The organism is Streptomyces sp. SP18CS02 (assembly GCF_036322365.1).
In the GTDB taxonomy this organism is placed as follows: Bacteria; Actinomycetota; Actinomycetes; order Streptomycetales; family Streptomycetaceae; genus Streptomyces.
Genome location: NZ_JAQYXC010000285.1, coordinates 60,190 through 82,970, shown reverse-complemented (window position 1 = coordinate 82,970; position 22,781 = coordinate 60,190). Strand labels below are relative to the sequence as shown.

Here is a 22,781-nt window from a genome sequence, read left to right as displayed (position 1 = left end):
TGGCTCTGACCTGCACAAATGATCTACCAGGGAGGCAGGGAGGCGCCCCGCCACCACCTGCGGAAACCCCCTCCACGAGCCATCCCGCAGGGGGTACCCGCGCCTCCCTGACCGACGGCAACCCGTGATTCCGGTTGCCGTCCCCACGAACGCCGAGAGCGGCCCCTATATGTCCGCCAAGACCGGGCCGCTCTCGTCAACCAGCAACAGAACTGGAGACACCAGCATGACGCACCCGACCCCCATCCGGCGAGACGGCGAGCGGCCGTTACTCCTGGACCTGTACTCGTGCGCCGGCGGCGCCGCCATGGGCTACCGCCGCGCCGGGTTCGACGTCCACGGCGTCGACATCGCCCCTCGCCCCAACTACCCCTTCGCCTTCATCCAGGCCGACGCCCTGGAGTACCTGGCCGCGCTCATCGCGACCGGGGAGATCAAGCGGTACACGTTCATCCACACCTCCCCGCCCTGCCAGGCCGGCTGTGCGCTGACCGTCGGCACCAACCGGTCCCGAGGGTGGGGCGGAACCCACGTCGACCTCGTACCGCCCACCCGCGAACTCCTCGACGCCTCGGGCCTGCCCTACGTGATCGAGCAGCCCAACGGGAAGGCAGAGATCCGCAAGGACCTCACCCTGTGCGGCGAGATGTTCAGCCTCGGTGTCCTGCGGCATCGGAACTTCGAACTCGGCCGCTGGACCGTCGAGAAGCCCGCGCACGTGCCGCACCGGGGGCGGGTGCGGGGTTGGCGGCACGGCGAGTTCTTCGACGGCCCGTACGTCGCCGCGTATGGCAACGGCGGCGGTAAGCCCACCGTCGCGGAGCTTCAGGCCGCCATGGGCATCACGTGGACTGACGTCCGCGAGGAACTCACCGAGGCCATCCCGCCCGCCTACAGCCAGTGGATCGGCGGCGCGTTCCTCACCCAAGCCTCCGTGGGGGTGGCCGCGTGAGTGACCTCCTCACCTCCGCTCTGGACGCGGCCTCGCGCGGCTGGCCCGTGTTCCCGCTCCGGCCCCGGGACAAGCGGCCCGCCGGCCACCCCGAGGCGTCCTGCCCCGGCACGGGGCGGTGCGCCGGCGGGCACCTGGTGCCCGAGCAGCGCGCCACCCTCGACCCGGACCTGATCCGGGGCGCCTGGACGATGCGGCCGTACAACGTCGGCATCGCGACCGGCCCGGCCGGGCTGCTCGTGGTCGACCTCGACACGCTCAAGCCGACAGACGAAGAAGGAACGCCTGACGGCGCCACTTCCTTCAAGGCGCTCTGCGAGCGCGTCGGACAGGCCGTCCCGTCGACCTACCGGGTGCGGACCACGAGCGGGGGAGAGCACCTGTACTTCACCGCCCCGGACGGTGTCCGGCTGAGGTCGACGGCGGGCACGCTCGCCCGGAAGGTCGACACCCGGGCATGGGGCGGCTACGTCGTCGCCCCCGGCAGCATCGTCCCCAGCGGCTCGTACGACGTCCTCGACGACGTCCGGGTTGCTGAACTCCCCGCGTGGCTCCAAGAAGCTCTGACGCCCCCTCAGAAGCCCGCGCGGCCGGTACTGCCGCCCATGCCGAGCCGGGCGAGCCGGTACGCCGACGTGGTGCTGGAGCGCGAGACCTTCGCCGTCGCCACGGCCGTGGAGGGTGGCAGGGAGGCGGAGTTGTTCCGGGCCGCCCGCGCCGTGGGGCGCTTCGTCGCGTGGGGCGACCTCGACCGGCACACGGTTGAGGACGCTTTTCAGAGGGCGGGAGAGTCGGCCGGCCTGAAGCCGTACGAGTGCCGCTCGACCCTGCGCAGCGCTCTGAACTGGTCCATCCGTAACGCCCGACCCCGGGAGACGGCATGAGCGACCACCAGAACCCCCCTCTGAAAAGCATCAGCCCGACCACCGACCGCCCGGGTGCCGCCGTGCAGCCTCGGCACCTGCGGGCCGTGGGCGCCTCGAAGGTCGTCGCCGAAGGCGTCCCTTCTGCCCTTCTCCCGAACCCCAGCGACCCGACACCGGATCAGCCCGGAATCCGCATCCACGCGGCTCCGGTCTACCGGTCGCACTACGACGGCGCCCGCTGGTCCAAGCGCACCGACGGCGCCCCGAACGCCGCCTACGCCTGCCACTGCGGGCAGACCGGCACCGCCACCGGGCAGAGCGCCGTGGCGGCCATGGTCGCCGAGTACGACGCCCATAAGACCGCCTGCACCGGGGCCCTGGTCCCGCTCACGGAAGGGAGGGATGCCGCATGAGCGTGCAGCCCATCGACGGCGCCGCCCTGCTCGCCGAAGTCGAGCAGTTCCACCGCCGGTTCAACGTCTTCCCCCGCGAAGCCGGATACGTCGCCGTCGCCCTGTGGGACGCCCACGCCCACCTGATCGACGCATTCGACTCCACGCCCCGAATCGCGTTCCTCTCCCCGGAACCGGGGTCGGGCAAGTCCCGCGCGCTGGAGGTCATCGAGACCCTGGTGCCCAACAGCATGGCCGCCGTGGACGCCTCCCCATCCGCTCTCTTCCGGGCCGTTTCCGGGGTGGACGGAGAGCGGCCCACGATCATCTTCGACGAGATCGACACCGTGTTCGGGCCGAAGGCCGGGGACAACGAGCAGCTCCGGGGTTTCCTGAACGCCGGACACCGCCGGGGACGGCTCATGTACCGGTGCGTGGGGGACGGCTCCAACCAGACCGTGGTCGGCTTCCCCTCGTACTGCGCGGTCGCCGTCGCCGGTCTCGGCTCGCTCCCGGACACGATCCTGACCCGCTCCGTCATCATCCGGATGCGCCGACGGGCCAGGAACGAGAAGGTCGAGCCCTACCGGATCGGCGACCACGAGAAGCAGGGCCACGCCATCCGCGACCGGCTCGCCAAGTGGGCCGACCAGGTCCGCGACCGCGTGGGCGGCGCCCGCCCCGTCATGCCGGACGGGGTCACCGACCGGCCAGCCGACGTGTGGGAACCCCTGCTCGCCGTCGCCGACGCCGCCGGGGGCGACTGGCCCGAGCGCGCCCGCGCCGCATGTGCGGAACTGGTCAAGGCGTCGCAGACCGACGACAAGGGCTCGCTCGGTATCCGGCTGCTCACCGACCTGCGGGACAACGTCCTGATCGGCGTGGACAAGCTGCCCACCGTCGCCATCCTCGACCGGCTCAACGCCCTGGAAGACGCCCCGTGGGCGGACCTCCACGGCAAGCCGCTGGACAACCGGCGCCTGTCCAAGATGCTCGGCGAGTACATGACCGGCGACAACACCCGCATCGTCTCCCGCAACATCCGCACCGCCGGCGGCATCCTCAAGGGCTTCTTCGCCGACGACCTCCACGACGCCTGGACGCGATACTGCCCGCCCCCGCGCCCGCCCCAGGACGGCGCTACATCCGCTACGCCGCTACAGCCCAGCTCCGACCCCCTCTTCGCGTAGCGGCAACTCCCGGTGTAGCGGCTACGCCGCCACTCCCGCGACGCCCCACCCAGGGCACCGCGAGCGGGCCGTAGCCGCTACACCCAACCTTCCCGCTACACAAAACGCGCCGCTGACCTGCGATGTAGCGGCGTAGCGGATGTAGCGGACTCTCCAGAAGGGGGCCAAGAGTCCCCGCTCACTACGCCAGAGGAGCACCGCATGGACGCGGCCCTTTTCGAAGTGACCGTTGACCCCACGCTCGTCCTGCTCACCGTCGAAGAGGCGGCCCGCCGACTCCGCGTCGGCCGCACCACCTGCTTCGCTCTCATCCGGACCGGAGCGCTGGAGTCCCTGATGGTCGGCGGACTCCGACGCGTCCCCGTCGATGCCCCCGCCGCCTACGTCGCCCGTCTTCGCACGGAGCAGTGCGCGGCCTGATCACCGCCTCACACCGGAGCGCCGTCCCGCCAGGGAGGGCGCTCCGGGCGTTTCCACCCACCCCAACCTGAAGGAGTCCGCCCGTGGCGGAGGACAAGAAGCGCACCCGGCAGCCCAACGGCGCCTCCTCTATCTACCTGGGCAAAGACGGGAAGTGGCACGGCCGCGTGACGGTCGGCGTCCGCCCCGACGGGAAGCCGGACCGTCGGCACGTCGAGCGGAAGACCCGCGCCGAGGTGACGGAGGCGGTCCGTGACCTGGAGCAGAAGCGCAAGGCCGGGATGGTCCGCAAGGTCGGGCAGCAGTGGACGGTCAAGACGTGGCTGGAGCACTGGGTCGAGAACATCGCCAAGAAGTACGTCAGCGAGAACAGCTACGACGGCTACGAGGTCGATGTCCGCGTCCATCTGGTGCCCGGTCTCGGCGCGCACAAGCTGGAGCGCCTGGAGCCGGAACACCTCGAAGAGTTCTACGAGCGGATGCAGAAGAACGGCAGCGCCGCCGGGACCGCTCACCATGCCCACCGGACCATCCGCGTCGCGCTGAGTGAGGCGGTACGGCGGGGCCACATCGCCAAGAACGTCGCCGAGATTGCCAAGGCACCGAGGCTCGACGAGGAGGAGATCGAGCCCTACACGATCGAGGAAATTCAGAGTCTCCTCCTGGAGGCGTCGAAGCTCCGCAACAGCGCGCGATGGGTGATCGCGCTGGCGCTCGGCCTGCGGCAGGGCGAAGCGCTCGGGCTCATGTGGGAGGACGTCTACCTCGACGCCGGGTACATCCGGATCCGGAAGAACCGCCTGCGGCCGAAGTACGAGCACGGTTGTGGCGGCACCTGCGACCGGAAGCCCGGCTACTGCCCCAAGCGCCAGCAGATCCGGCGCGAGCACAAGAGCACCAAGTCGCGCGCCGGCCGTCGGACGATCGGGCTCCCGGTCCCGCTGATCACGCTCCTCCGCAAGCACCAGGAGGAGCAGGGGCGCGAGCGACGGGAGGCGGGGGAGGAGTGGGAGGACAAGGGGTACGTCTTCGCGCAGCCGACCGGTGGGCCACTCATCCCGAACACCGACTACCACCACTGGAAGAGGCTGCTGGGTGACGCGGGTGTACGAGACGGGCGGCTCCATGACGCACGCCACACCGCCGGTACTGTGCTCCTCCTGCTGGGGGTACCGGATGTCGTGGTCGACGCGATCATGGGTTGGGAGCCGGGCGGCTCGGCCCGGATGCGGGCCCGGTACATGCACGTCACCGGACCGCTCTTGAAGCAGGTCGCCCAACAGGTCGGTGACGCGCTCTGGGGCCCGGCTGGAGACCAGGTCGGAACGGCCCCGGAGCAGCCGGACGGAAGCGCCCCCGACCCCAACTGAGACGGAAACTGAGACGGACAACGAAGAAGGGCCCCACCGCGAACGGTGGGGCCCTTCGACATCGTGCCCGGTGAGGCACTGGCGGAGGATACGAGATTCGAACTCGTGAGGGGTTGCCCCCAACACGCTTTCCAACTGTCCGCGTGGCCGTACGGGGTCGTTCAGGAGAGGCCGCCGGGCAGGTCAGGAGGGGGGCGCGTACGGCGGTGAACGGTGGCGACCGTCGGCGCACTGGACAAGGAACAGGACAACGGGCGGCATGGACCGACCAGGTCAGTGCGTGGCTGGGTGACTGCGACCAGTCCCGGTTGTCGGGGGTTGCCGCTAGTCTGACGAAGACTCACTTCAGGGGGGGGCTGGGTGTCTACTGTTCGTGCCAGTCGCAAGATCGAGAGGGCGGGCGTCAACGCCCTGCGGTCACTCCTTGAGGAACACGATCACCTCGTTCAGGAGATCGACGGAGGGAACGATCACGGCGAGGACATGATCGTTAACTTCACGCGCGGCAGCAAGAGGACGCCTTGCTGGATTGCCATTCAGGTGAAGAGTGGCAAGAAGTATAAAAGGGTCAACGGGTACGCGATTCCAATAGATGATCATTTCGATGACTGGCGCCAGAGTCGCATACCTATCATCGGCGTCGTCTACGACATGAAAAAGAAAGAACTGTTCTGGGTAAACCTTACTGAACAGTTAAGGTCCGTAAATGAGAGCCCCGGTTGGGTTCAAGTAGCCAACAATTCGCGGCTCAATTCTGACACGATTGACGCCTTCTATGCGGAAGTCGCGGCGTATGCTGGTGATGCCGGGATGCGGATCCGCGCGGCGAACCACGAGGAGGCACTAAGCGAAGCCGTTCGAGCCAGGCATGGGCTAGATCCCGAGACGGCTCCCAACCCGCTATTTGAGGGCATTGCCGACTTTGCGCTTCGGCATGAGGAGCGTCTCCGTGTTATCCGCAAGGATCTAATTCGATCCCTCCCCATCCAAGTTCTAATTCTCGTCATGTTGTGGGACTGGCCTCGCCTAATTCGATTCGCCGAAGGGTCCTCAGACTGGGTGAACCCAGTCGTCTGGGTGCTCAGCCTTTACCACTTCATGCTGTTCATGGCCCTTACCATATTCTTCGAGTACAGGGCCGGGCGAGTCCCTAAGGAGACGGGCCGTTGGCTCGCTATCATTGCGGGCAACTTTCTTTGGCTTCCAATAGTGGACCCGAACGGAGACGATGGATGGTTTGGTGCATTTTGGATTTATGCAGGAGCCCTCGTGCCATCGTTCGGACTCAAATTCCTCATTCTTAGCTTTGTAGGGTTCGCTCGCGACCGCAAGAAAAAGCAGCTAGAGCCCGATATGTAAGCCAGTTGTGGTCTAGCGTGTGCGCACGCCGTTATTGCGAGCGGTCACGACCGTTCCCTACAGCGCCGAACGGTCCCTAGTAAAGCGAAGGAGCAGGACTATGTACGACTGCGCGGGATGCGGGCGTCGCAGCCGGGAGGGGCTGTTCTTCGGCTCCGGGAAAGAAGCGAAGTGGTGGTGCCCGCGGTGCCAGAGCGCCAGCCAGAAGAAGCTGATCAGCTCTCTGGATGACCGCTCCCGGGACGTGCTCACCCGTGATACCGAAGGTGCGTACTGGCCCTACGGCCCGAACGTCTACGTCCATTTGCGCGTGGATCTGCTGAACTGGGCGGGACCGATACGACCTCAGGAGCGGCAGCACAGGGTGTTCGTCTGGACTGCACTGGCTTGACAAGGGCCGTTGCGCTAAGAGGGAGTGCCACGACAGGCCGGGGTTCTACGACCACACGACCACGTGGCTTTCTAGGACCACCGGCAAGCCTGCTCTGGTCTTTAACCAGCCGTACAGGCAGGTCGACCTGGCTGAGATTGGGAAGCTCATCAGCGAGTACCCGTCTCTCACGGCCGAGGTGGGGCCCGAGAGTTGGTACGGCTCAGGAACCTTCGCTGTCTACATCTGGAATGACAGCAACCGCGCCGATGCTGGTCGTCCGCACCGTTAACCGCGCATCGAGGGGTTGACCGGATACGAGACCGTCGGTCAGTCGCAGCGTACGTGGCAACCTTGTTTCCGTTAGGTGCCCACCGGGCCACCGCCGAGGTCGAGGAAGGGAGCCCACGTGCCGCAGGGCAGTCCGCGAGGTACGTACCTGGAGGTCTCGGAATCCCTCCGCGAGAAGATCAGGGACGGCGAGATCACTGAAGCGCTGCCGTCCCAGTCGGCACTCGTGAGCGAGTACGGCGTGAGCCGCAGCACCATCGAGCGGGCGCTTGCCGCGCTCAAGGCCGATGGTGTGATCGAGTCGGTACAGGGCGCCGGATGGTTCGTAGTGGGGACCGGCGACCGCCGGCCGTTGGTCGAGCGGGTGACCGACCTGTTGCGCGGCGGGGAGGTGAAGGTGGGCGACCGCTTCCCCACCGAGAAGGAGCTGTGCGAGCGGTTCGGCGCGTCCCGGACCGCCGTGCGCTCTGCCATCGCGCAGATGGAAGGTCAAGGGCTGATCGGCAAAGGCGCAGGGCGAGGGCGGGAAGTCCTCACGCTGCCGACCGGACGGGAGACACAGACCGCATGACGACGACGGAGCGCACAGAGTTCGACGCGGACGCGGCAGAGGCCATCCTGCGCCGGGCATGCGCGGTCGCCGACCTGGAGCCGGACGGCATCGAGATCCTTCGGCTAGGCGACCATGCAGTGTTCCGTGTCGACGGCGGCCGGATCATCTCGCGGGTGGGGCGGGGCGCCGACCGGCTTGCCTCGGTGCGGCAAGAGGTAGCGGTGGCCCGGTGGCTTGCAGAACAGGGATATCCGGCCGCTCGTCTCGTCACGGACGCCGAACAGCCGATCGTGATCGAGGACCACCCGGTCACCTTTTGGGGAGGGCTCGCAGACGGCGACACGTACGCGAGCACGGCGGAAATGGGCGCGCTATTGCGGCGGCTCCATGAACTGGAGTCGCCGCCTTTTTTGCTGCCGCGACTCCAGCCGTTCGAAAAGGTCGCGAGCCGCTTGGAGCGTGCCTCCATTCCGGCGAGTACCCGATCATTCCTGCGTTCGATGGCGAGGGATTTGGAGGTCGAGTATGGGCGCCTCGAATTCTCGCTTCCCTCGGGGCATCTGCACGGTGACTTCAACGTGGGTAACGTTCTGCACGATGCGTCTGGCCATCCGCGCGTAATTGACCTGGACGGGTTCGCTACAGGCCCCCGCGAGTGGGACCTGATGCAAACAGCCATGTATTACGACAGCTTCGGATGGCATACGGAAGCGGAGTATGCGGATTTCGTGGCGGGCTACGGTTTCGACGTGCGCGAATGGGCCGGATACGGCGTGCTCCGGAGCGTGCGAGAACTGCTGATGGTCACGTGGCTCTCGCAGAACGCGGGCGCGAACTCCCGGGCCGCTGACGAGGTCGAGAAGCGGGTGGCAACTCTCCGGTCGGGAGGATCACGCCGAGATTGGGCGCCCTTTTAAGACGTCAAGCCGCATTGCTGCCAAAGGCGGTAGGTCCGCGCTTCTTCCATGAAGGTGCGGAATTCCACAGCGCCTCGCATCGTAGGGGAAACGCGTTCGCGGAATTCTCGAACGTACTGGACGCAGCGCGCCGACTTCAACCCCTCGCCGAGTTGTAGGGCGGTCTTGGCAATTTCGCAGCCGCGCCCAATTTCGCCTTGGTTGATATACGCTTCGGCCTGCACTATCGTCGCGAAGAAGTCGCTTCGATTGTTCAGGCCGTCGCCGAAGATCGATCCCGCGCCCCGTTCTGCTGCTTCTGCGGACCGGCCCAAATCTCGGAAGCAATGGCCGATCTCGGCTGCAAGCTCCACGTCATCGAAATAGGCGATGTACGGCGGATCGCTGTCCGGGGTCCGCTGACTGAGCTTGCGCTCTGCCTCTACCAAGGCGAGGTCGCATCCCCGTTCGTCGCCGAGGCGGGCCAGGGCCCGCGCCTCCATCGCGCGGAACTGCGCGGACATCGTGGGGCCCAGCACGCCGGCCGGGCCCGTGTAGGCCGCCCGAGCCAGGGTCGCCGCGTCGTGGTAGCGCCCGAGGAACGTGGCCTGGTGGCTCATCGCGGAAAGGATGCTGCCCCCAAGAAGCCGGTCCCCTGCCGCTTGCGTCATGCGCAACGCCTGGATGAAGTACCGCTGAGCGATGCCGTGAAGGCCACTGTCGTACGACATCCACCCGGCGAGCAGGAGCGCTTCCGCCACGGCCGAGTAGAGCTGTTTGCCTACGTCGTCCGAGTACTTGCCGTCCAGCATCGGCCGGACGTCCGTGTGCAGGTACTGGATCAGCGCACGTCGGGCATGGCCGCCGCCGAACTTGCCATCGAGCATGCTGAAGGCGTCGGCAGTGGAGCGGATCATTTCCACGTCCACCATGCCGATCGCGCGGCCGCTCGCGCGCGTCAGCTCCCCGTCCGGCGGGGCGACGATCCAGCGCAGGGACGCAGTGTTCCAGGCGGCCGAGTCTGGCTGTGCCCTGACCAGTACCTCAGCCTCAGCCAGGTCGGCACGCCAGAGGTCTGCGACGGTCTTGGTCGCCGCCTCGGCCCTGTCTGCGAACTCAAGTCCGAGGTCAGGCTGTACGGAAGACACGGCCGCGTCACCCATGCCGATGTCGTCCAGGGCGAGCCGGCGCCCGACCTTCTGCCCGATGGCGTCCGCGATGAACTGCGGCATGTTGCCACGCGGGATTGCCCCCTTGAGCCACCGCGAGACGTACGTGTGATCGCAGGTGATGTCTTCACCTGACCGAGCGGCAGCGGCTACCACCGCGCGAGCAAGGGACTTGTGCGAGAAGTCGCCTTCCTGCATGAGCGCGGCCAGTCTGGCGTTCCGGTCTGCCATGGAACCCCCAGAGTGCGGCCGTAGTAGCAGCTTGACTCATCGTCACTCTACGCAGGTCAGGCCGAGTGTGCAGAGGGTTCGCACCTAGGAGTGCACGAGTACACCCCCAAGTACTCGCTCCCGAACCGCCCGCCGGATGGGGACAGTTGAATCACCACCGCACGGGACAGGCTGGCGGGACCGAGTCGAAAGCCACGGGTTGACGGCGCGGAATCCTTCTGCCAACGTGAGTGGTAGGTAATACACACCACGCATTGCGGAGTGTGTGGCACCGAAGCACGACCAATGGGGGCCACGTCCGCCGGACGCGGCCTCAAGGGGCCCGGGGCGGATCGGGCCGAGGGCGCACCCGACCCTGGGCATTCGGGAGGGCTTAGACCGAAAGGTCACGTCTCCATACGCCTAAAACGGGAGCCCGTGTTCCCGAAGGAGACAGCGACACGCTCAACCTCTCCGCAGCGGTTGCCGCTGCGGCCGGTTGCCTCCGCTGCTCGTCTCGTACGAGCAGCGCTGAGGGGAGCCGGTTCTTCCGACTTCAACGGCGTGCGGCCCCGGTGCTGGAACACCGGGGCCGCTGTTCGGGCCGTTCCACCCTGTGAGAGGAACACGACCCAATGGATCACATCGTCACTGTTCAGGACGCTGTTACCGCGTTCGCCGACTTCATGGAGCCGACGGCCGCGGAGCTGGACGCGATCGAGCGGGAGATGCCCGTCATCCTGGCGGACGTCGACCTGCTGGACGCCCACATCGTCACTCTGGACCGCACGCCGACCGAGCTGGACGCCCGCCGCATCCGCCGGGCCCGCCGCCGCGCGCTCGCCGCCCGCGTCGCGCTGCTCAACCAGGCGGCCGGTGCGAGCCTTTCCGGGGGTGCCGCGTGAGCGCCACCGACCGGAACCTGACCGCCGCGCACGCCGAGGTGAAGGCGGAGATCGCGCGGACGGACACCAAGACGGCACTGCTGCTGGCGTTCGTCGGTGCGGTGCTCGCCGGCACGTGGTCGGTCGCCCGCGACCTGTCCCTGAACCTGCCCGCCTACGTGGCGGGCGGCACCGGGCTGGCCCTGCTGGTCGGTGCGGCCGGTCTGCTGCTGCGGTCGGTGCGCCCGAACCTGGGCGGCCGGCACGGCTTCCCGCTGTGGGCCACCCTCACCGCCGAGCAGATCGGCGACGCCGTCACCTCGGGCCTGGCCGCCGACGTCGCCGGCCTGTCCCGGCTCGCGGTCGCCAAGTTCACCACCTTGCGCCGCGCGGTCGACCTCACCATGGCCGGCGGCGCGCTCCTCATCGTCGCCGCCCTGATCACCGCCGGGGGTGCCCGATGACCGGCGCGAAGCTGACCCGTGTGCAGGTCGGGGTGCTGGCGGCCGCTTTCGTGCCGATGCTGGCCACCGGGGTGTTCGGCGGTATCGGCACCTACAGCAACATCGGCCACGCCTACGGCAAGGGCACCGCGCTCGGGGCGCTCGCCGCCGGTGAGGGCGCAACTGCCGTGCTCGCCCTGGTCCTGCTCGGCTTGACCATGCTGGGCCAGTCCTCCCCGCGCATCGTCCGGCTCGGGCTGTGGGCGCTGCCGGCCGCCGCCGCTGTCATGGGCGCGATGGCCGCGCCCGATCCGGGCCGCACGGTGATCTACGCGCTGACCCCGATGGGCATGTCCGTCTCGGCGGAGGGTATGGCGTTCCTCGCCCGGCGGATCGTGGTGCACACCGACGGCCGCGACGCGGAGAACGAGCGCCGCACCGCCGATCTGATGCAGGCCCTGGCCTACCACCGGGCCCGTGCCACCCAGCACCCCAGTGACCGCGTCAAGAAGTGGTCCGAGCGGAAGTCGTGGCGCCTGGCCCGCAAGGTCGGGGTCGGCGACGTGGCGCTTGGATCGAGGCTGCTGGACGTGCAGCGCGACCGCATCACCGGCGGCGCGGACGCCGCCCTTGCCTCGTTGTTCGGCGGCACCGTGCTCGGTCCCTCCCCGGTCACGAATGCGGAGGAATCAACCAAGACCGATATGAAACAGTCTATGACTGACCTGCCGAAATCGACGCCGGACCCGGTGGTGACGCTGACCCGGCTGACCGTGCCCGATCCGGTCGCGGTCGACCTGGGCAAGTCGACTCCGCCCCTCAAGCCGCTCCCGCCGGTCGACCCCGCTCCGGTCGCGTCGATCGAGCCCCGCACCGTGCCGGCGGAATCGACCCGACCGCGCCGCGCCACCGGCCGTGTCCCGGACGCCGCGAAGCCGACTCGACCCAAGCGCACGCCGGAACAGTTGCTCGCCGAAGCACGCCAGGCGACGGCGGACTGGCCGGACGCGAAGGTGACCGGCGAGGGCATCCGCCGCGCGGTGCGCACGTCGCCGGCGAACGCCCGGATGTTGCGGGACACGCTGCTTGCTGAGCGTGCCGGAGCGGGGGTGGCCGGGTGAGTACGCCGCTGTTAGTCGCGTTCGCGGTCGGTGTGGCGCTGGTCTGGGGTGTCCACGGCTGGTGGATGTCCCGGCGTCTGCGGACCGCTCGCCGTGACCCGCTGACCGGGCTGTGGACGCGGGAGGCGTTCACCCGCCGGGCCCGCCGCCTGCTGCGCAACCCGCACGCGGTCGTGGTGCTCGCGGACGTGGACCGCTTCAAGCAGGTCAACGACACCCACGGGCATGCGGCCGGTGACGCCCTGCTCGCCTCCACGGCCGGCCGGCTCGCGCACGCCGTGGGCCGTGCCGGTGTGGTCGGCAGGCTCGGGGGCGACGAGTTCGCCGCCGTACTCATCGACCGCGAGGGCGCCGCCGCCGACCGGTTCGCCGTTCTCGCCCGTGTTCTGGCCCGCCCGGTCGACGGTTCGCCCGAAGTGCACACCACGGTGTCGCTGGGCTGGGTGCGGCGCGGTGACCATCCGGCAGAGGACCTGTCGGGGCTGCTGCGGCGGGCGGATGAGGCCATGTACGCGGCTAAGCGCGGGCCCGGTCGCGTCCGCCGGGCCGGTCTCGGACGTCTGCTCGCGAGCGTCGCCGGGCGGCGCCCCGGACGCCGGGGCGCCGCATGACCACCCTGCCCACTTACCGGTGGCGCCTGGCCCCGGACGGCTACGCCACCCGTCGCCAACTCCGTGCACGCGGCCTGCGGCCCGGCGGTCAGGACGTAGCCGCGCAACTCGAACGGCCGCGTCGCCGCCGAGAGCCGCTGGTCGCCTACCTCTACCGCGTCGACCTGGCCAAGCCCGTCCGGCCGATGACCCCCGGCCGGTGGGCGGCGCTCGCGGCGGCGAACCGGGCCCGCCGCGTCTGCCCGCAGTGCCGCCGGGATGCGGGCTACGTCATCCCCGCCTCGCTAGGGGCCTGCGTGCCCTGTGCCTACCCCGATCCCTGCGACTCTCGGAGGAGCGTCTGACCATGCGCAACGCCGAGATCCGTCGTCTGGATCGTGCGATTCAGGCGACGACGAAGAAGCTGGAAGCGGTCCGCCGGGGTGAGTGGTGGCCGTTGAACGGCAGCGAGCGCCGGGCGCTGGCCCGCTCGCTGGCCGTCGGCGGCTACAAGGTGGCCCGGGGCCGCAGCGCGGGCCGTGAGGAACAGCGTATGGACGCCACCGGCAACAGCGCGGAGATCCGGCTGAACGCGGAGCTAACCGCCCTGCACGGAGAGCGTCAGCGCCTGATCACCGAGGCCGCCCGCAACAAGGCCAAGAAGAAGTCGTCCGGCTGGTTCTGACCAGCCGCTTTCCAGCGCCGGGGTGATCGGGACTTTCCACGGACACGGCCACCCCGGCTCTCTCCCTTCCTCCCGCCCCTGCTGGGCCAGTCAGGAGAACTTCCAGCATGTCTGAGAACGTCGTCCACCTCTACAAGCCCACCGACCCCCCGCCCCCGGACACGGCCCCCACCGTGCTCACTGTCGTGCCCGACGCGCCGCCCGCGCGTCCGGTGCCGCTGTGGGTCCGCTCGGGCCACGCGGTGAAGACAGCCGTGACGCACGAGCGGACGAAGACGGTCGTGCGGGCGACGGCCCGGCACGGCCTCTACACCTTCAACGGCGGGCGGATCGTGGCCCGCCGGGCGTGGGACGGCCGTACCGGCTCGCGGTACGAGCGGATGATCCGGGCGGCGGAAGCCGCGGGGAACCTGGAAGCGGCGGAGGAGTGGGAGGAGCGGTTGCAGCGCTTCCGCGCCGCCCGCCACCACCGCCGCATGGACCTGCTCCACTCCCCGGTGGAGGCCGCCAAGGGTGTGGCCGTCGGCGCCGGCATGAGTATCGGCGTGCTGGTCGCGCTCGGGGTCGTGATGGCCATCAACACCGGCCAGGTCGGGGACGTCATCACCCCCCTGTCGGCGACGATCGACTTCATCGCCCTGCTGATCCGGATCGTGCAGATCGTGTGGGGCCCGGCCCTCACCATCGGCCCGTTCCTGGCCCTGCTCGCGCTGTGGTCGGTCGGCCGCAAGCAGCACGCCGCCCCCGCCTGGGCCCTGCCCGCCAACGTCCGCTCGGGCGAGGGTGAGCCGATCACCCCGTCCATCGTGGTCAAGGCCCTGCGCGACCTCGGCGTGCCCGCGCTGCGCAACGCCATCAAGGAGATGGGCGACGCCGGTGCCTCGATGCTCGGGCCGATCACGATCGCCGGATGCGGTGTCGAGGTCGACGTGACGCTTCCCTCCGGAGTGTCGACCGATGAGGTGCAGAAGCGGCGCAAGAAGCTCGCGGAGAACCTGACCCGGCACGAGCACGAGGTGTTCATCACGATCCCGCAGGCCGCGCGGACGGTGCGGCTGTGGATCGCCGACTCGGGCGCGTTGGATGAGCCGATCGGCCCGTCCCCGCTGACCACGGACGAGTCGCTGACCGCCGACTACGCCAAGGGCAAGGCGCCGTGGGGTCAGGACCTGCGCGGGGACGCCGCCGCCCTGTCCCTCTACCAGCGCCACCTGCTCATCACCGGGTTGTCGAACCAGGGCAAGACGGCCGCGCTGCGGGCGCTCGCCCTGTGGGCCTGCCTGGACCGCCGGGTGGAGTTTCGAATCGCCGACCTCAAGGGCGCCGGCGACTGGGCCATGTTCGACGGCCTGGCCACGGTCCTGATCCAGGGACCGGCCGATGAGCAGGTGATCGAGGCCACCGAGATGGTGGAGAGTCTGGTCGAGGAGATGAACCGCCGCATCGAGATCCGCCGCCGCGACCCCGGTGCGGTCTTCGACCCGCTGATCGGCATCGTGGACGAAGCACAGGTGGCGTTCATGTGCCCGGTCAAGGACGAAGACGGCCGCCCCTACGGCGGCTCCAAGGCCATCTCCCGGTACTTCATGGCCGTCCGCAAGGTCCACAACCAAGGCCGCGTGGTCGACGTGCTGCTGTGGGAGGGCACGCAGGACCCCACCGACCAGAACCTTCCCAAGCTGGTCCGCGAGGGCGCCCACACCCGCGCCTCCCTCGCCCTCGGCACCGAGTCACAGGCCCGCATGGCGCTGGGGGACAAGGCCGTGGATGGCGGCGCCGCCCCGCACCTGCTGCGCCAGGGCCTGGACAAGGGAACCCTCGTCGTCGCGTCCGACGGGATCGAGATCCCCGCCGGGCAGGCGTCCATCACGGTGCGCACGCACTACATCAACGACGAACAGGCCACCGCCATCACCGACCGGGCCAAGGCCCTGCGCGACGGCGTCACCACCCTGCACGCCATCGACCGGGGCGAGGAGCGGGACCCGCTCGCCGACATCGCCACCGTCCTCGGTGACGCGCCCCGGGTGCGCACGCAGGAGGTCATCACCCGGCTCGCCGCGCTCAACGCGGACGCCTACGCCGGGTGGTCGTTCATCGACCTCAAGCGCGTCTTGGACGCCGCCGGCGCGGAGCCCTACAAGTCCGACGGCCGCATGGTCGTCGGCCGCGACCGCGTCGCCCGTGCCCTCGCCGACCGCGACGCCGAGGGTTCCGCTTCCGCCGAATGACGGCAGGGAGCCGACCCCCGACGGGTCAGGGAGGCAGGGAGAACTCCCTGAACCCCTCCCTGACCCGCCTCCCTGGTCCTGACCTGCACAAATGATCGTTCAGGGAGTCAGGGAGGCATGCAGGTCAGACCCCCGAAACACCCCTCCGTGACGCCCCCGGCAGGGGGTGTCTCTGCCTCCCTGGCCATCCGCCGGAAGGGATTCCGCATGTACCCCGCGAACACCCCGCACGTGCCCGCGCAGCGGGCCGTGGAAGTCCACCACCCGACCCCGTACCCGCCCGCCACCGTGACGCCGGCGCCCCTCGTGCCGGTCCAACCGAACACCGTTCCGGCGGTGGCGAGCATCGTCCTGCCCGACGGCCGCGTCGTCACCGGCTACGCCATCAACCCCACCCAGCCTGAGCCGATCGCGGCCAAGCCGGCCGTCTCGCGGACGGCCGTGAACGTCGCCCTCGGGGGCGTCGGCTTCCTCGCGGTGTGCGGCGGGCTGATCCTGCTCACCTCGTTCATCGCCGCCCTCACCGCGTTCATCACCCAACTGATCACCCTGGCCGCCGTGATCTTCGGCGGATGGATCGCCGCGCAGATCTTCAGCGCGAGCGGCCACCGGGGCGGCACGACCGTGAACATCCGCAAGGCCGTGATCAAGCGCAACCACTTCCACAGCTAGCTACGCCAAGGGCGGCCCCCGCATCTCGCCAAAGAACCGGGGCCGCCCTTGTCAGCCAGCACTCATCAAGGAACTGGAGATACCCCAGCATGACGCAACCCGCCACCATCCGGCGAGTGCGCGACCCTCGGCCGCGCCTGCTGGACCTGTTCTGCTGCGCTGGCGGCGCCGCCGTGGGCTACGCCCGCGCCGGATTCGAAGTCGACGGCTGCGACATCGCCGACCGACCCAACTACCCCTTCCCCCGCCACCATGGCGACGCGCTAACCTACCTCGCCCACCTCATCGCGTCGGGTGAGATCCGCCGGTACGCGTTCGTGCACGCCTCTCCGCCCTGCCAGCACGGATGCGCGCTCACCGTGGGCACGAACGCCTCCCAGGGCTGGGGGCGCCCGCATGTCAACCTCGTGGCCCCCACCCGTGAGCTGCTGGACGCGTCGGGCCTGCCGTACGTAATCGAGCAGCCCAACGGCCGCGCGAAGATCCGCAAAGACCTCATCTTGTGTGGGGAGATGTTCGGTCTCGGAGTGATCCGGCACCGCAACTTCGAGTTGGGCGGCTGGACGATCGAGCAGCCGGCGCACCGCCCGCACCGGGGCCGCGTGCGCGGCTACCGGCACGGCCAGTACTTCGACGGCCCGTATGTGGCCGCGTACGGCAACGGTGGTGGCAAGCCGTCCGGCTGGAGCGCCCGCAGGTGCGGCGCACCGAAGCGGAACTGTGGGCCGACTTCACCGCCGCCCTTCCCGTCATCCTCGGCTCGCTCCTTGACCTCACGGTCAAGGTCCGCGCCGCGACCGCCCCCACGCCCACCGACCTGCGCATGGCCGACTTCGCTCACCTGTGCGCGCAGTTCGACACGGCGACCGGCCTTGCCTCGCTGCCCGCCTACCGGGCCAGCCTTGATGAACTCAACGACGACGTGATCGAGGGCGACCTGTTGGCACAGACCGTGCTGCACCACGCCGCCGGGCTCGAACCGGGTGCAGAGCAGCGCATGACCTCTTCCGAGTGGCTGGACTGCCTCAGCCGCCTCCACAGTGGCGAGGACTGCCGTCCCCTGCCCAAGGGCTGGCCCACCACCGGCAAAGTCCTCTCCGACCGGCTCAAGCGCCTTCAGCCCACCTTCGCCGCCCGGGGCGTCGTCATCGACTGGGGACGCACCCGCACCGCCCGCTACATCTCCATGACCCGCCCCGTACCCGAGCCCCTGCACCAACAGGGCTCCCTGCACTGACCGCGCGTGTTCAGCCGCACGACAAGCAAGAGGAGCACCCGCCGCCCTGGTGCTCCTCTTGCTGTTCGGCGACAGCCGCCCCAAGAGCGCGACGCGAAGCGGCTCCTTCTTCAACACCGCAGCCGCACCACAAACAGAAACCACCTCCTCTCTTTTGTCCTAAGAGAGAGCCCCTGCGTCACCACGTCATCCGTCACCGCCATGACGGCCCCTGACCTGCATGAACGAGCGTGACACAGACACCCGAAACCCGCGTCACACCACGTCACCCGCGTCACAGCCCCGTGACACACGCCCCCGGCGGTGACAGACACCCGAGACCGCCGAGTCACACAAACCCACAGGTCACAGGCCCGCATGACGTGTTTGACGCAGTGACGCAGAAATCCGCACCTCGGACACACGCGAACTCTCAATCCAGACACCGCCGCGCCACGACGGACAGGTCCAGAGGAGACCGTTCCATGAGCATCACCACCGTGGACATCGCACCACTCGCCCAGGCCAGCGACCTTCCCCCCGTTCTGTTGACCGTCGAAGAAGCCGCCCGCTGCCTCCGCATCGGCCGCACCACCTGCTACGCCCTCATCCGCACCGGAGAACTGGAGTCCCTGACCATCGGCGGACTCCGGCGCGTCCCCGCCGATGCACCCGCCGCCTACCTCGCCCAGCGACGCGCCGAACAGCGCGCCGCCTGATCTCGCCCTCCCGGAGCGCCGCCCGACATGCGGGCGGCGCTCCGGTCTGTCTGCCTCGTACCGACCGGAGGAACTGCCAATGGCAGAGGAGAAAAAGCGCACTCGCCGAGCCAACGGCGAATCGGCCATCTACCTGGGCAAAGACGAACGCTGGCACGCCCGTGTGCCCATGGGTTACAAGGACGACGGAACGCCGTACCGTCGGCACCTGACGCGCCCCACGCGCAAGGAGCTGGTGGACGAGGTCCGGCGCCTGGAGAAGCAGCGCGACGAGGGGTCCGCGCGGCAGCCCGGCAAGCCGTGGACGGTCGCGAGGTGGCTTGAGCACTGGGTCGAGAACATCGCCAAGCCCGTCGTGAGCGAGAACACGTACGCCGGATACGAGGTGGCTGTCCGGGTGCACCTCGTGCCCGGCATCGGTCGGCACCGCATCGACCGCCTGGAGCCCGAACACCTGGAGAGCCTGTACCGCCGGATGCAGAGCGCCGGCAGCAAGGCGGGCACCGCGCACCAGGCCCACCGGACCGCGCGTACGGCCCTGGGTGAAGCCGTGCGACGCGGCCACGCGGCGAAGAACGCTGCCGCGCTCGCGAAGGCTCCCCGGATGGAAGAAGACGAGAACGAGGTGGAGCCCTACTCGGTCGACGAGGTGCAGAGTCTCCTACTCGAAGTGAACAAGCGGCGGAACAGTGCCCGCTGGATGCTGGCCCTGGCGCTCGGGTTGCGGCAGGGGGAGACGCTCGGACTGCGGTGGTCCGACGTGGACCTGGACAACGAGTACCTGAAGCTTCGCCGGAACCGGTTGCGGCCGAAGTACGAGCACGGGTGTGGCGATGCAGCGCCGTGCGGCCGGAAGGCGGGCTACTGCCCGGCCCGGGTGCAGGTGCGGCGCGAGACGAAGAACACGAAGTCACGCGCCGGCCGTCGCGCTGTGCCCCTCCCGGGACCGCTGGTCGTGATGCTCCGCTCCCACCGTGAGGCGCAGGCCCGGGAGCGTGCGGTGGCCGCGAACCTGTGGACCGAGTCGGAGTACGTGTTCACCAAGCCGTTGGGCGGGCCGCTCAGCCCGAACACGGACTATCACGACTGGAAGCGGCTGCTGGAAGACGCCGGCGTCCGGGACGGGCGTCTGCACGACGCACGGCACACCGCAGGCACCGTGCTGATGCTGCTCGGGGTCCCGGACCGCGTCATCGACCAGATCATGGGGTGGGAGCCGGGCGGCGCCGCACGGATGCGGGCGCGGTACCTGCACGTGACCGATCCCATGCTCAAGGAAGCGGCTCGGAAGATCGAGCGCGCCATCTGGGGAGCGCCCGAAAACCTCGCTGTGGACAAAGACCAGGACAACGAGTCGTAGGGACAACGACGAAGGGCCCCCTGTTTCCAGGGGGCCCTTCGACATCGTGCCCGGTGAGGCACTGGCGGAGGATACGAGATTCGAACTCGTGAGGGGTTGCCCCCAACACGCTTTCCAAGCGTGCGCCCTAGGCCACTAGGCGAATCCTCCGGGGCAAACAATACAAGACGTTGAGGAGTGCTCGCGAACCCGTTCCCCGGACCGCTCCCCGGACCGTCGCCCGGAGGTGATCCGGAGACGGTCCGGGTGCCCGGGGCGGTCCCTGCGGGGGCGGGGATCGGGTAGGCTGTGCGCAGCCCCTCACGTGGCGCTATCTGACTGAACTCCCCCAGGGCCGGAAGGCAGCAAGGGTAGGTCGGCTCTGGCGGGTGCGTGGGGGGCGCTTGCGTTCCCGGGGGCGGGCGGTCCGGCCCGGGACGTTTGTCGGCGGGGCCCGATATCGTCGTAAGCGTGTCGTCCCTTGCGCTGTACCGCCGTTATCGCCCCGAGTCGTTCGCCGAGGTCATCGGGCAGGAGCATGTCACTGACCCGCTGCAGCAGGCCCTGCGCAACAACCGGGTCAACCACGCGTACCTCTTCAGCGGGCCGCGTGGGTGCGGGAAGACGACCAGCGCGCGCATCCTCGCGCGCTGTCTGAACTGCGAGCAGGGGCCCACGCCGACGCCCTGCGGCCAGTGCCAGTCCTGCCAGGACCTCGCGCGGAACGGGCCGGGATCGATCGATGTCATCGAGATCGACGCCGCTTCGCACGGTGGCGTGGACGACGCCCGTGACCTGCGGGAGAAGGCGTTCTTCGGGCCGGCGAGCAGCCGCTACAAGATCTACATCATCGACGAGGCCCACATGGTCACCTCGGCGGGCTTCAACGCCCTGCTGAAGGTGGTCGAGGAGCCGCCGGAGCACCTCAAGTTCATCTTCGCGACGACCGAGCCCGAGAAGGTCATCGGGACCATCCGTTCGCGTACGCATCACTACCCGTTCCGTCTGGTGCCGCCCGGCACGCTGCGGGACTACCTGGGCGAGGTGTGCGGCAAGGAGGGGATCCCGGTCGAGGACGGGGTGCTGCCCCTGGTCGTGCGGGCCGGCGCCGGGTCGGTGCGTGACTCGATGTCCGTCATGGACCAGCTGCTCGCGAGCGCCGCCGAGGACGGTGTGACATATGCCATGGCGACGTCGCTCCTCGGCTACACGGACGGGTCGCTGCTCGACTCCGTCGTGGACGCCTTCGCCGCCGGGGACGGGGCCGCCGCCTTCGAGATCGTCGACCGGGTCATCGAGGGCGGCAGTGATCCCCGGCGTTTCGTCGCGGACCTTCTGGAGCGGCTGCGGGACCTGGTGATCCTGGCCGCCGTGCCGGACGCCGCCGAGAAGGGGCTCATCGACGGGCCCGTCGACGTGATCGAGCGGATGCAGGCGCAGGCGTCGGTGTTCGGGGCCGCCGAGCTCAGCCGGGCCGCCGACCTGGTGAACACCGGACTGACCGAGATGCGCGGGGCCACCTCGCCCCGGCTCCAGCTGGAGCTGATCTGCGCGCGGGTGCTGCTGCCCGCCGCCTTCGACGACGAGCGCTCGCTCCAGGCCCGGCTGGACCGGCTGGAGCGGGGCGCCGCGCTCCAGGCCCCCGTCTCCTTCCAGAGCGGCGGCCCGGGGCCCGCCATGGGGTACGTCCCCGAGGCCGCGGCCCACGCCCCGGTCCCGCCCGGCAGCGGCCCCGCCGCCGCGCGCGCCGCGGTACGGGGGCCCGGGGCCCCGGCGGTCGCCCCCGCCCCCTCGCCCCAACCGGCTCCCGGATCCGTGCCCGCTCCCGAACCGGCTCCCGGATCCGTGCCCGCTCCCGAACCGGCTCCCGGATCCGTGCCCGCTCCCGTCCCGGCTCCCGGATCCGTGCCCGCTCCCGTCCCGGCTCCCGAACCGGCTCCGCAGGTCCGGCAGGCGGCGCCGCCGGAGCCCGCTGCCCCCGCGCCCGCCCCGGTGGCCGAGAGCCGGCCGGGTGCCTGGCCCGGTGCCGCCGCTCCCGGCTCGCAGGACAGCGGCAGCCGCCCCGGCGCCTGGCCCTCGGCCTCCACGCCCGGTCAGGGTGCGGCCCGGCAGCCCGGCGGCTGGCCCACGGCCGGCGGCTCCGGCTCCGCGTCCGCTCCGGCGCCCGCCCGGGACCCCGCGCCCGCCCCGGCCCAGCCGGCCGCGGCGGCTCCGAGCCAGGGCATGGTGCAGGGCGCCGTCCAGGTGCGGAACATGTGGCCGGAGATCCTCGAAGCGGTCAAGAACCGCCGCCGCTTCACCTGGATCCTGCTCAGCCAGAACGCCCAGGTGGCCGGCTTCGACGGCGCCACCCTCCAGCTCGGCTTCCTGAACGCCGGAGCCAGGGACAACTTCGCGAGCAGCGGCAGCGAGGACGTCCTCAAGCAGGCGCTGAGCGAGCAGTTCAACGTCCAGTGGAAGATCGAAGCGATCATCGACCCCTCGGGCGGTGCCGGCGCGCCGCCCCCGCCGCCCCAGGCCGGCGGGTACGGCGGCCGCCCCGCCCAGGCCCCCGCGCCCGCCCCGCAGGCCGCCCAGCGTCCCGTACAGCAGGCGCCCCGGACACCGGCTCCCGCTTCGGGGCAGGCCGGGCAGACCGGGCAGAGCGGGCCGTCCGGGCACTCGCAGGGCCCGGCCGCGCCGCAGCCGCCCCAGGCCGCCGCACCGCGTCAGGTCGCGCCCGAGGACGACGTCCCGGAGGAGGACGATCCGGACCTCGTCGACTCCGCGCTCTCCGGGCACGACCTGATCGTGCGCGAGCTCGGGGCGACCGTGGTGGAGGAATATACGAACGAGTAGCGGAG

Annotated in this window: 22 protein-coding genes, 1 tRNA gene, 1 other RNA gene and 2 pseudogenes; 24 read left to right on the top strand and 2 right to left on the bottom strand. The window is 69.7% G+C overall.

Translation table 11 applies throughout. The features are described from left to right. Window positions 1–226: 226 nt before the first annotated feature. From PUR26_RS17375 to PUR26_RS17330, 10 genes are all read left to right on the top strand, one after another. Entirely contained in the window at window positions 227–952 is a 726-nt protein-coding gene (locus PUR26_RS17375; protein ID WP_329873300.1) for a DNA methylase, read from the top strand. Beyond that, window positions 949–1,836 carry a bifunctional DNA primase/polymerase gene (locus PUR26_RS17370; RefSeq protein WP_329873299.1) on the top strand — a complete coding sequence of 296 codons (888 nt, stop codon included), beginning with the start codon at window positions 949–951 and terminating at the stop codon, window positions 1,834–1,836. The genes PUR26_RS17375 and PUR26_RS17370 overlap by 4 nt, the downstream gene beginning before the upstream one ends. Continuing rightward, the gene (locus tag PUR26_RS17365) at window positions 1,833–2,231 is read left to right on the top strand and encodes a hypothetical protein (protein WP_329873298.1); all 399 of its coding nucleotides are present in this window, start codon (window positions 1,833–1,835) and stop codon (window positions 2,229–2,231) included. Before PUR26_RS17370 ends, PUR26_RS17365 begins: the two co-directional genes overlap by 4 nt. Then, a complete protein-coding gene (locus tag PUR26_RS17360) occupies window positions 2,228–3,400 on the top strand; it encodes a DUF3631 domain-containing protein (RefSeq protein WP_329873297.1) in 1,173 nt (390 codons plus the stop codon). The genes PUR26_RS17365 and PUR26_RS17360 overlap by 4 nt, the downstream gene beginning before the upstream one ends. A 201-nt stretch (window positions 3,401–3,601) precedes the next feature. Continuing rightward, entirely contained in the window at window positions 3,602–3,820 is a 219-nt protein-coding gene (locus PUR26_RS17355) for an excisionase family DNA-binding protein (protein ID WP_329873296.1), read from the top strand. A gap of 83 nt (window positions 3,821–3,903) precedes the next feature. Continuing rightward, entirely contained in the window at window positions 3,904–5,190 is a 1,287-nt protein-coding gene (locus PUR26_RS17350) for a tyrosine-type recombinase/integrase (protein WP_329873295.1), read from the top strand. Between the two features lie 360 nt (window positions 5,191–5,550). Then, the gene (locus PUR26_RS17345; protein WP_329873294.1) at window positions 5,551–6,549 is read left to right on the top strand and encodes a DUF4365 domain-containing protein; all 999 of its coding nucleotides are present in this window, start codon (window positions 5,551–5,553) and stop codon (window positions 6,547–6,549) included. A gap of 100 nt (window positions 6,550–6,649) precedes the next feature. After that, entirely contained in the window at window positions 6,650–6,940 is a 291-nt protein-coding gene (locus tag PUR26_RS17340; protein WP_329873293.1) for a hypothetical protein, read from the top strand. Window positions 6,941–7,328: 388 nt separating this feature from the next. Then, window positions 7,329–7,781, top strand: coding sequence for a GntR family transcriptional regulator (locus PUR26_RS17335; protein ID WP_329873292.1), 453 nt, complete (start codon window positions 7,329–7,331; stop codon window positions 7,779–7,781). Further along, window positions 7,778–8,680: a phosphotransferase enzyme family protein gene (locus tag PUR26_RS17330; RefSeq protein ID WP_329873291.1), complete on the top strand. Its 903-nt coding sequence runs from the start codon at window positions 7,778–7,780 to the stop codon at window positions 8,678–8,680. Before PUR26_RS17335 ends, PUR26_RS17330 begins: the two co-directional genes overlap by 4 nt. Here PUR26_RS17330 and PUR26_RS17325 read toward each other — a convergent pair. Beyond that, window positions 8,677–10,059 carry a hypothetical protein gene (locus tag PUR26_RS17325; protein WP_329873290.1) on the bottom strand — a complete coding sequence of 461 codons (1,383 nt, stop codon included), beginning with the start codon at window positions 10,057–10,059 and terminating at the stop codon, window positions 8,677–8,679. The two genes, PUR26_RS17330 and PUR26_RS17325, sit on opposite strands and share 4 nt — an antisense overlap. Before the next feature lie 614 nt (window positions 10,060–10,673). Between PUR26_RS17325 and PUR26_RS17320 the strand changes: the two genes are divergently transcribed. The 12 genes and pseudogenes from PUR26_RS17320 (at window position 10,674) to PUR26_RS17265 (ending at window position 19,959) form a co-directional block, all read left to right on the top strand. After that, the gene (locus tag PUR26_RS17320; protein WP_329873289.1) at window positions 10,674–10,943 is read left to right on the top strand and encodes a DUF6284 family protein; all 270 of its coding nucleotides are present in this window, start codon (window positions 10,674–10,676) and stop codon (window positions 10,941–10,943) included. Further along, window positions 10,940–11,386: a Pycsar system effector family protein gene (locus PUR26_RS17315; protein ID WP_329873288.1), complete on the top strand. Its 447-nt coding sequence runs from the start codon at window positions 10,940–10,942 to the stop codon at window positions 11,384–11,386. Before PUR26_RS17320 ends, PUR26_RS17315 begins: the two co-directional genes overlap by 4 nt. After that, window positions 11,383–12,486 (top strand): conjugal transfer protein, encoded by a 1,104-nt coding sequence (locus PUR26_RS17310; protein WP_329873287.1) that lies wholly within the window; start codon window positions 11,383–11,385, stop codon window positions 12,484–12,486. Before PUR26_RS17315 ends, PUR26_RS17310 begins: the two co-directional genes overlap by 4 nt. Then, a complete protein-coding gene (locus tag PUR26_RS17305) occupies window positions 12,483–13,097 on the top strand; it encodes a GGDEF domain-containing protein (protein ID WP_386813048.1) in 615 nt (204 codons plus the stop codon). The genes PUR26_RS17310 and PUR26_RS17305 overlap by 4 nt, the downstream gene beginning before the upstream one ends. Beyond that, window positions 13,094–13,441, top strand: a complete 348-nt coding sequence (locus PUR26_RS17300; protein ID WP_329873285.1) for an RRQRL motif-containing zinc-binding protein — start codon at window positions 13,094–13,096, stop codon at window positions 13,439–13,441. Before PUR26_RS17305 ends, PUR26_RS17300 begins: the two co-directional genes overlap by 4 nt. A 2-nt stretch (window positions 13,442–13,443) precedes the next feature. Further along, a complete protein-coding gene (locus PUR26_RS17295; RefSeq protein ID WP_329873284.1) occupies window positions 13,444–13,761 on the top strand; it encodes a hypothetical protein in 318 nt (105 codons plus the stop codon). 107 nt (window positions 13,762–13,868) lie between these two features. Then, window positions 13,869–15,992: an FtsK/SpoIIIE domain-containing protein gene (locus PUR26_RS17290; RefSeq protein ID WP_329873283.1), complete on the top strand. Its 2,124-nt coding sequence runs from the start codon at window positions 13,869–13,871 to the stop codon at window positions 15,990–15,992. Between the two features lie 207 nt (window positions 15,993–16,199). Beyond that, the gene (locus PUR26_RS17285; RefSeq protein ID WP_329873282.1) at window positions 16,200–16,664 is read left to right on the top strand and encodes a hypothetical protein; all 465 of its coding nucleotides are present in this window, start codon (window positions 16,200–16,202) and stop codon (window positions 16,662–16,664) included. Window positions 16,665–16,753: 89 nt separating this feature from the next. Continuing rightward, window positions 16,754–17,344: pseudogene (locus tag PUR26_RS17280) on the top strand (DNA methylase); the annotation flags it as partial. After that, a pseudogene (locus PUR26_RS17275) lies at window positions 17,341–17,901 on the top strand (ATP-binding protein); the annotation flags it as partial. The pseudogenes PUR26_RS17280 and PUR26_RS17275, both read left to right, overlap by 4 nt. 464 nt (window positions 17,902–18,365) lie before the next feature. Beyond that, on the top strand, window positions 18,366–18,599 hold the full coding sequence (locus PUR26_RS17270) for a helix-turn-helix domain-containing protein (RefSeq protein WP_062193627.1): 234 nt from the start codon (window positions 18,366–18,368) through the stop codon (window positions 18,597–18,599). Window positions 18,600–18,678: 79 nt separating this feature from the next. Next, the gene (locus PUR26_RS17265; RefSeq protein ID WP_329873281.1) at window positions 18,679–19,959 is read left to right on the top strand and encodes a tyrosine-type recombinase/integrase; all 1,281 of its coding nucleotides are present in this window, start codon (window positions 18,679–18,681) and stop codon (window positions 19,957–19,959) included. Between the two features lie 62 nt (window positions 19,960–20,021). Here the strand turns inward: PUR26_RS17265 and PUR26_RS17260 are convergent. After that, window positions 20,022–20,109: transfer RNA gene (locus PUR26_RS17260), tRNA-Ser, on the bottom strand. Between the two features lie 141 nt (window positions 20,110–20,250). Between PUR26_RS17260 and ffs the strand changes: the two genes are divergently transcribed. Together ffs and PUR26_RS17250 are read left to right on the top strand one after the other, a co-directional pair. Further along, an RNA gene (ffs, locus tag PUR26_RS17255) (signal recognition particle sRNA small type) lies at window positions 20,251–20,349 on the top strand. A 60-nt stretch (window positions 20,350–20,409) separates the two neighbouring features. After that, on the top strand, window positions 20,410–22,776 hold the full coding sequence (locus tag PUR26_RS17250) for a DNA polymerase III subunit gamma and tau (RefSeq protein ID WP_329873280.1): 2,367 nt from the start codon (window positions 20,410–20,412) through the stop codon (window positions 22,774–22,776). Window positions 22,777–22,781 lie beyond the last annotated feature (5 nt).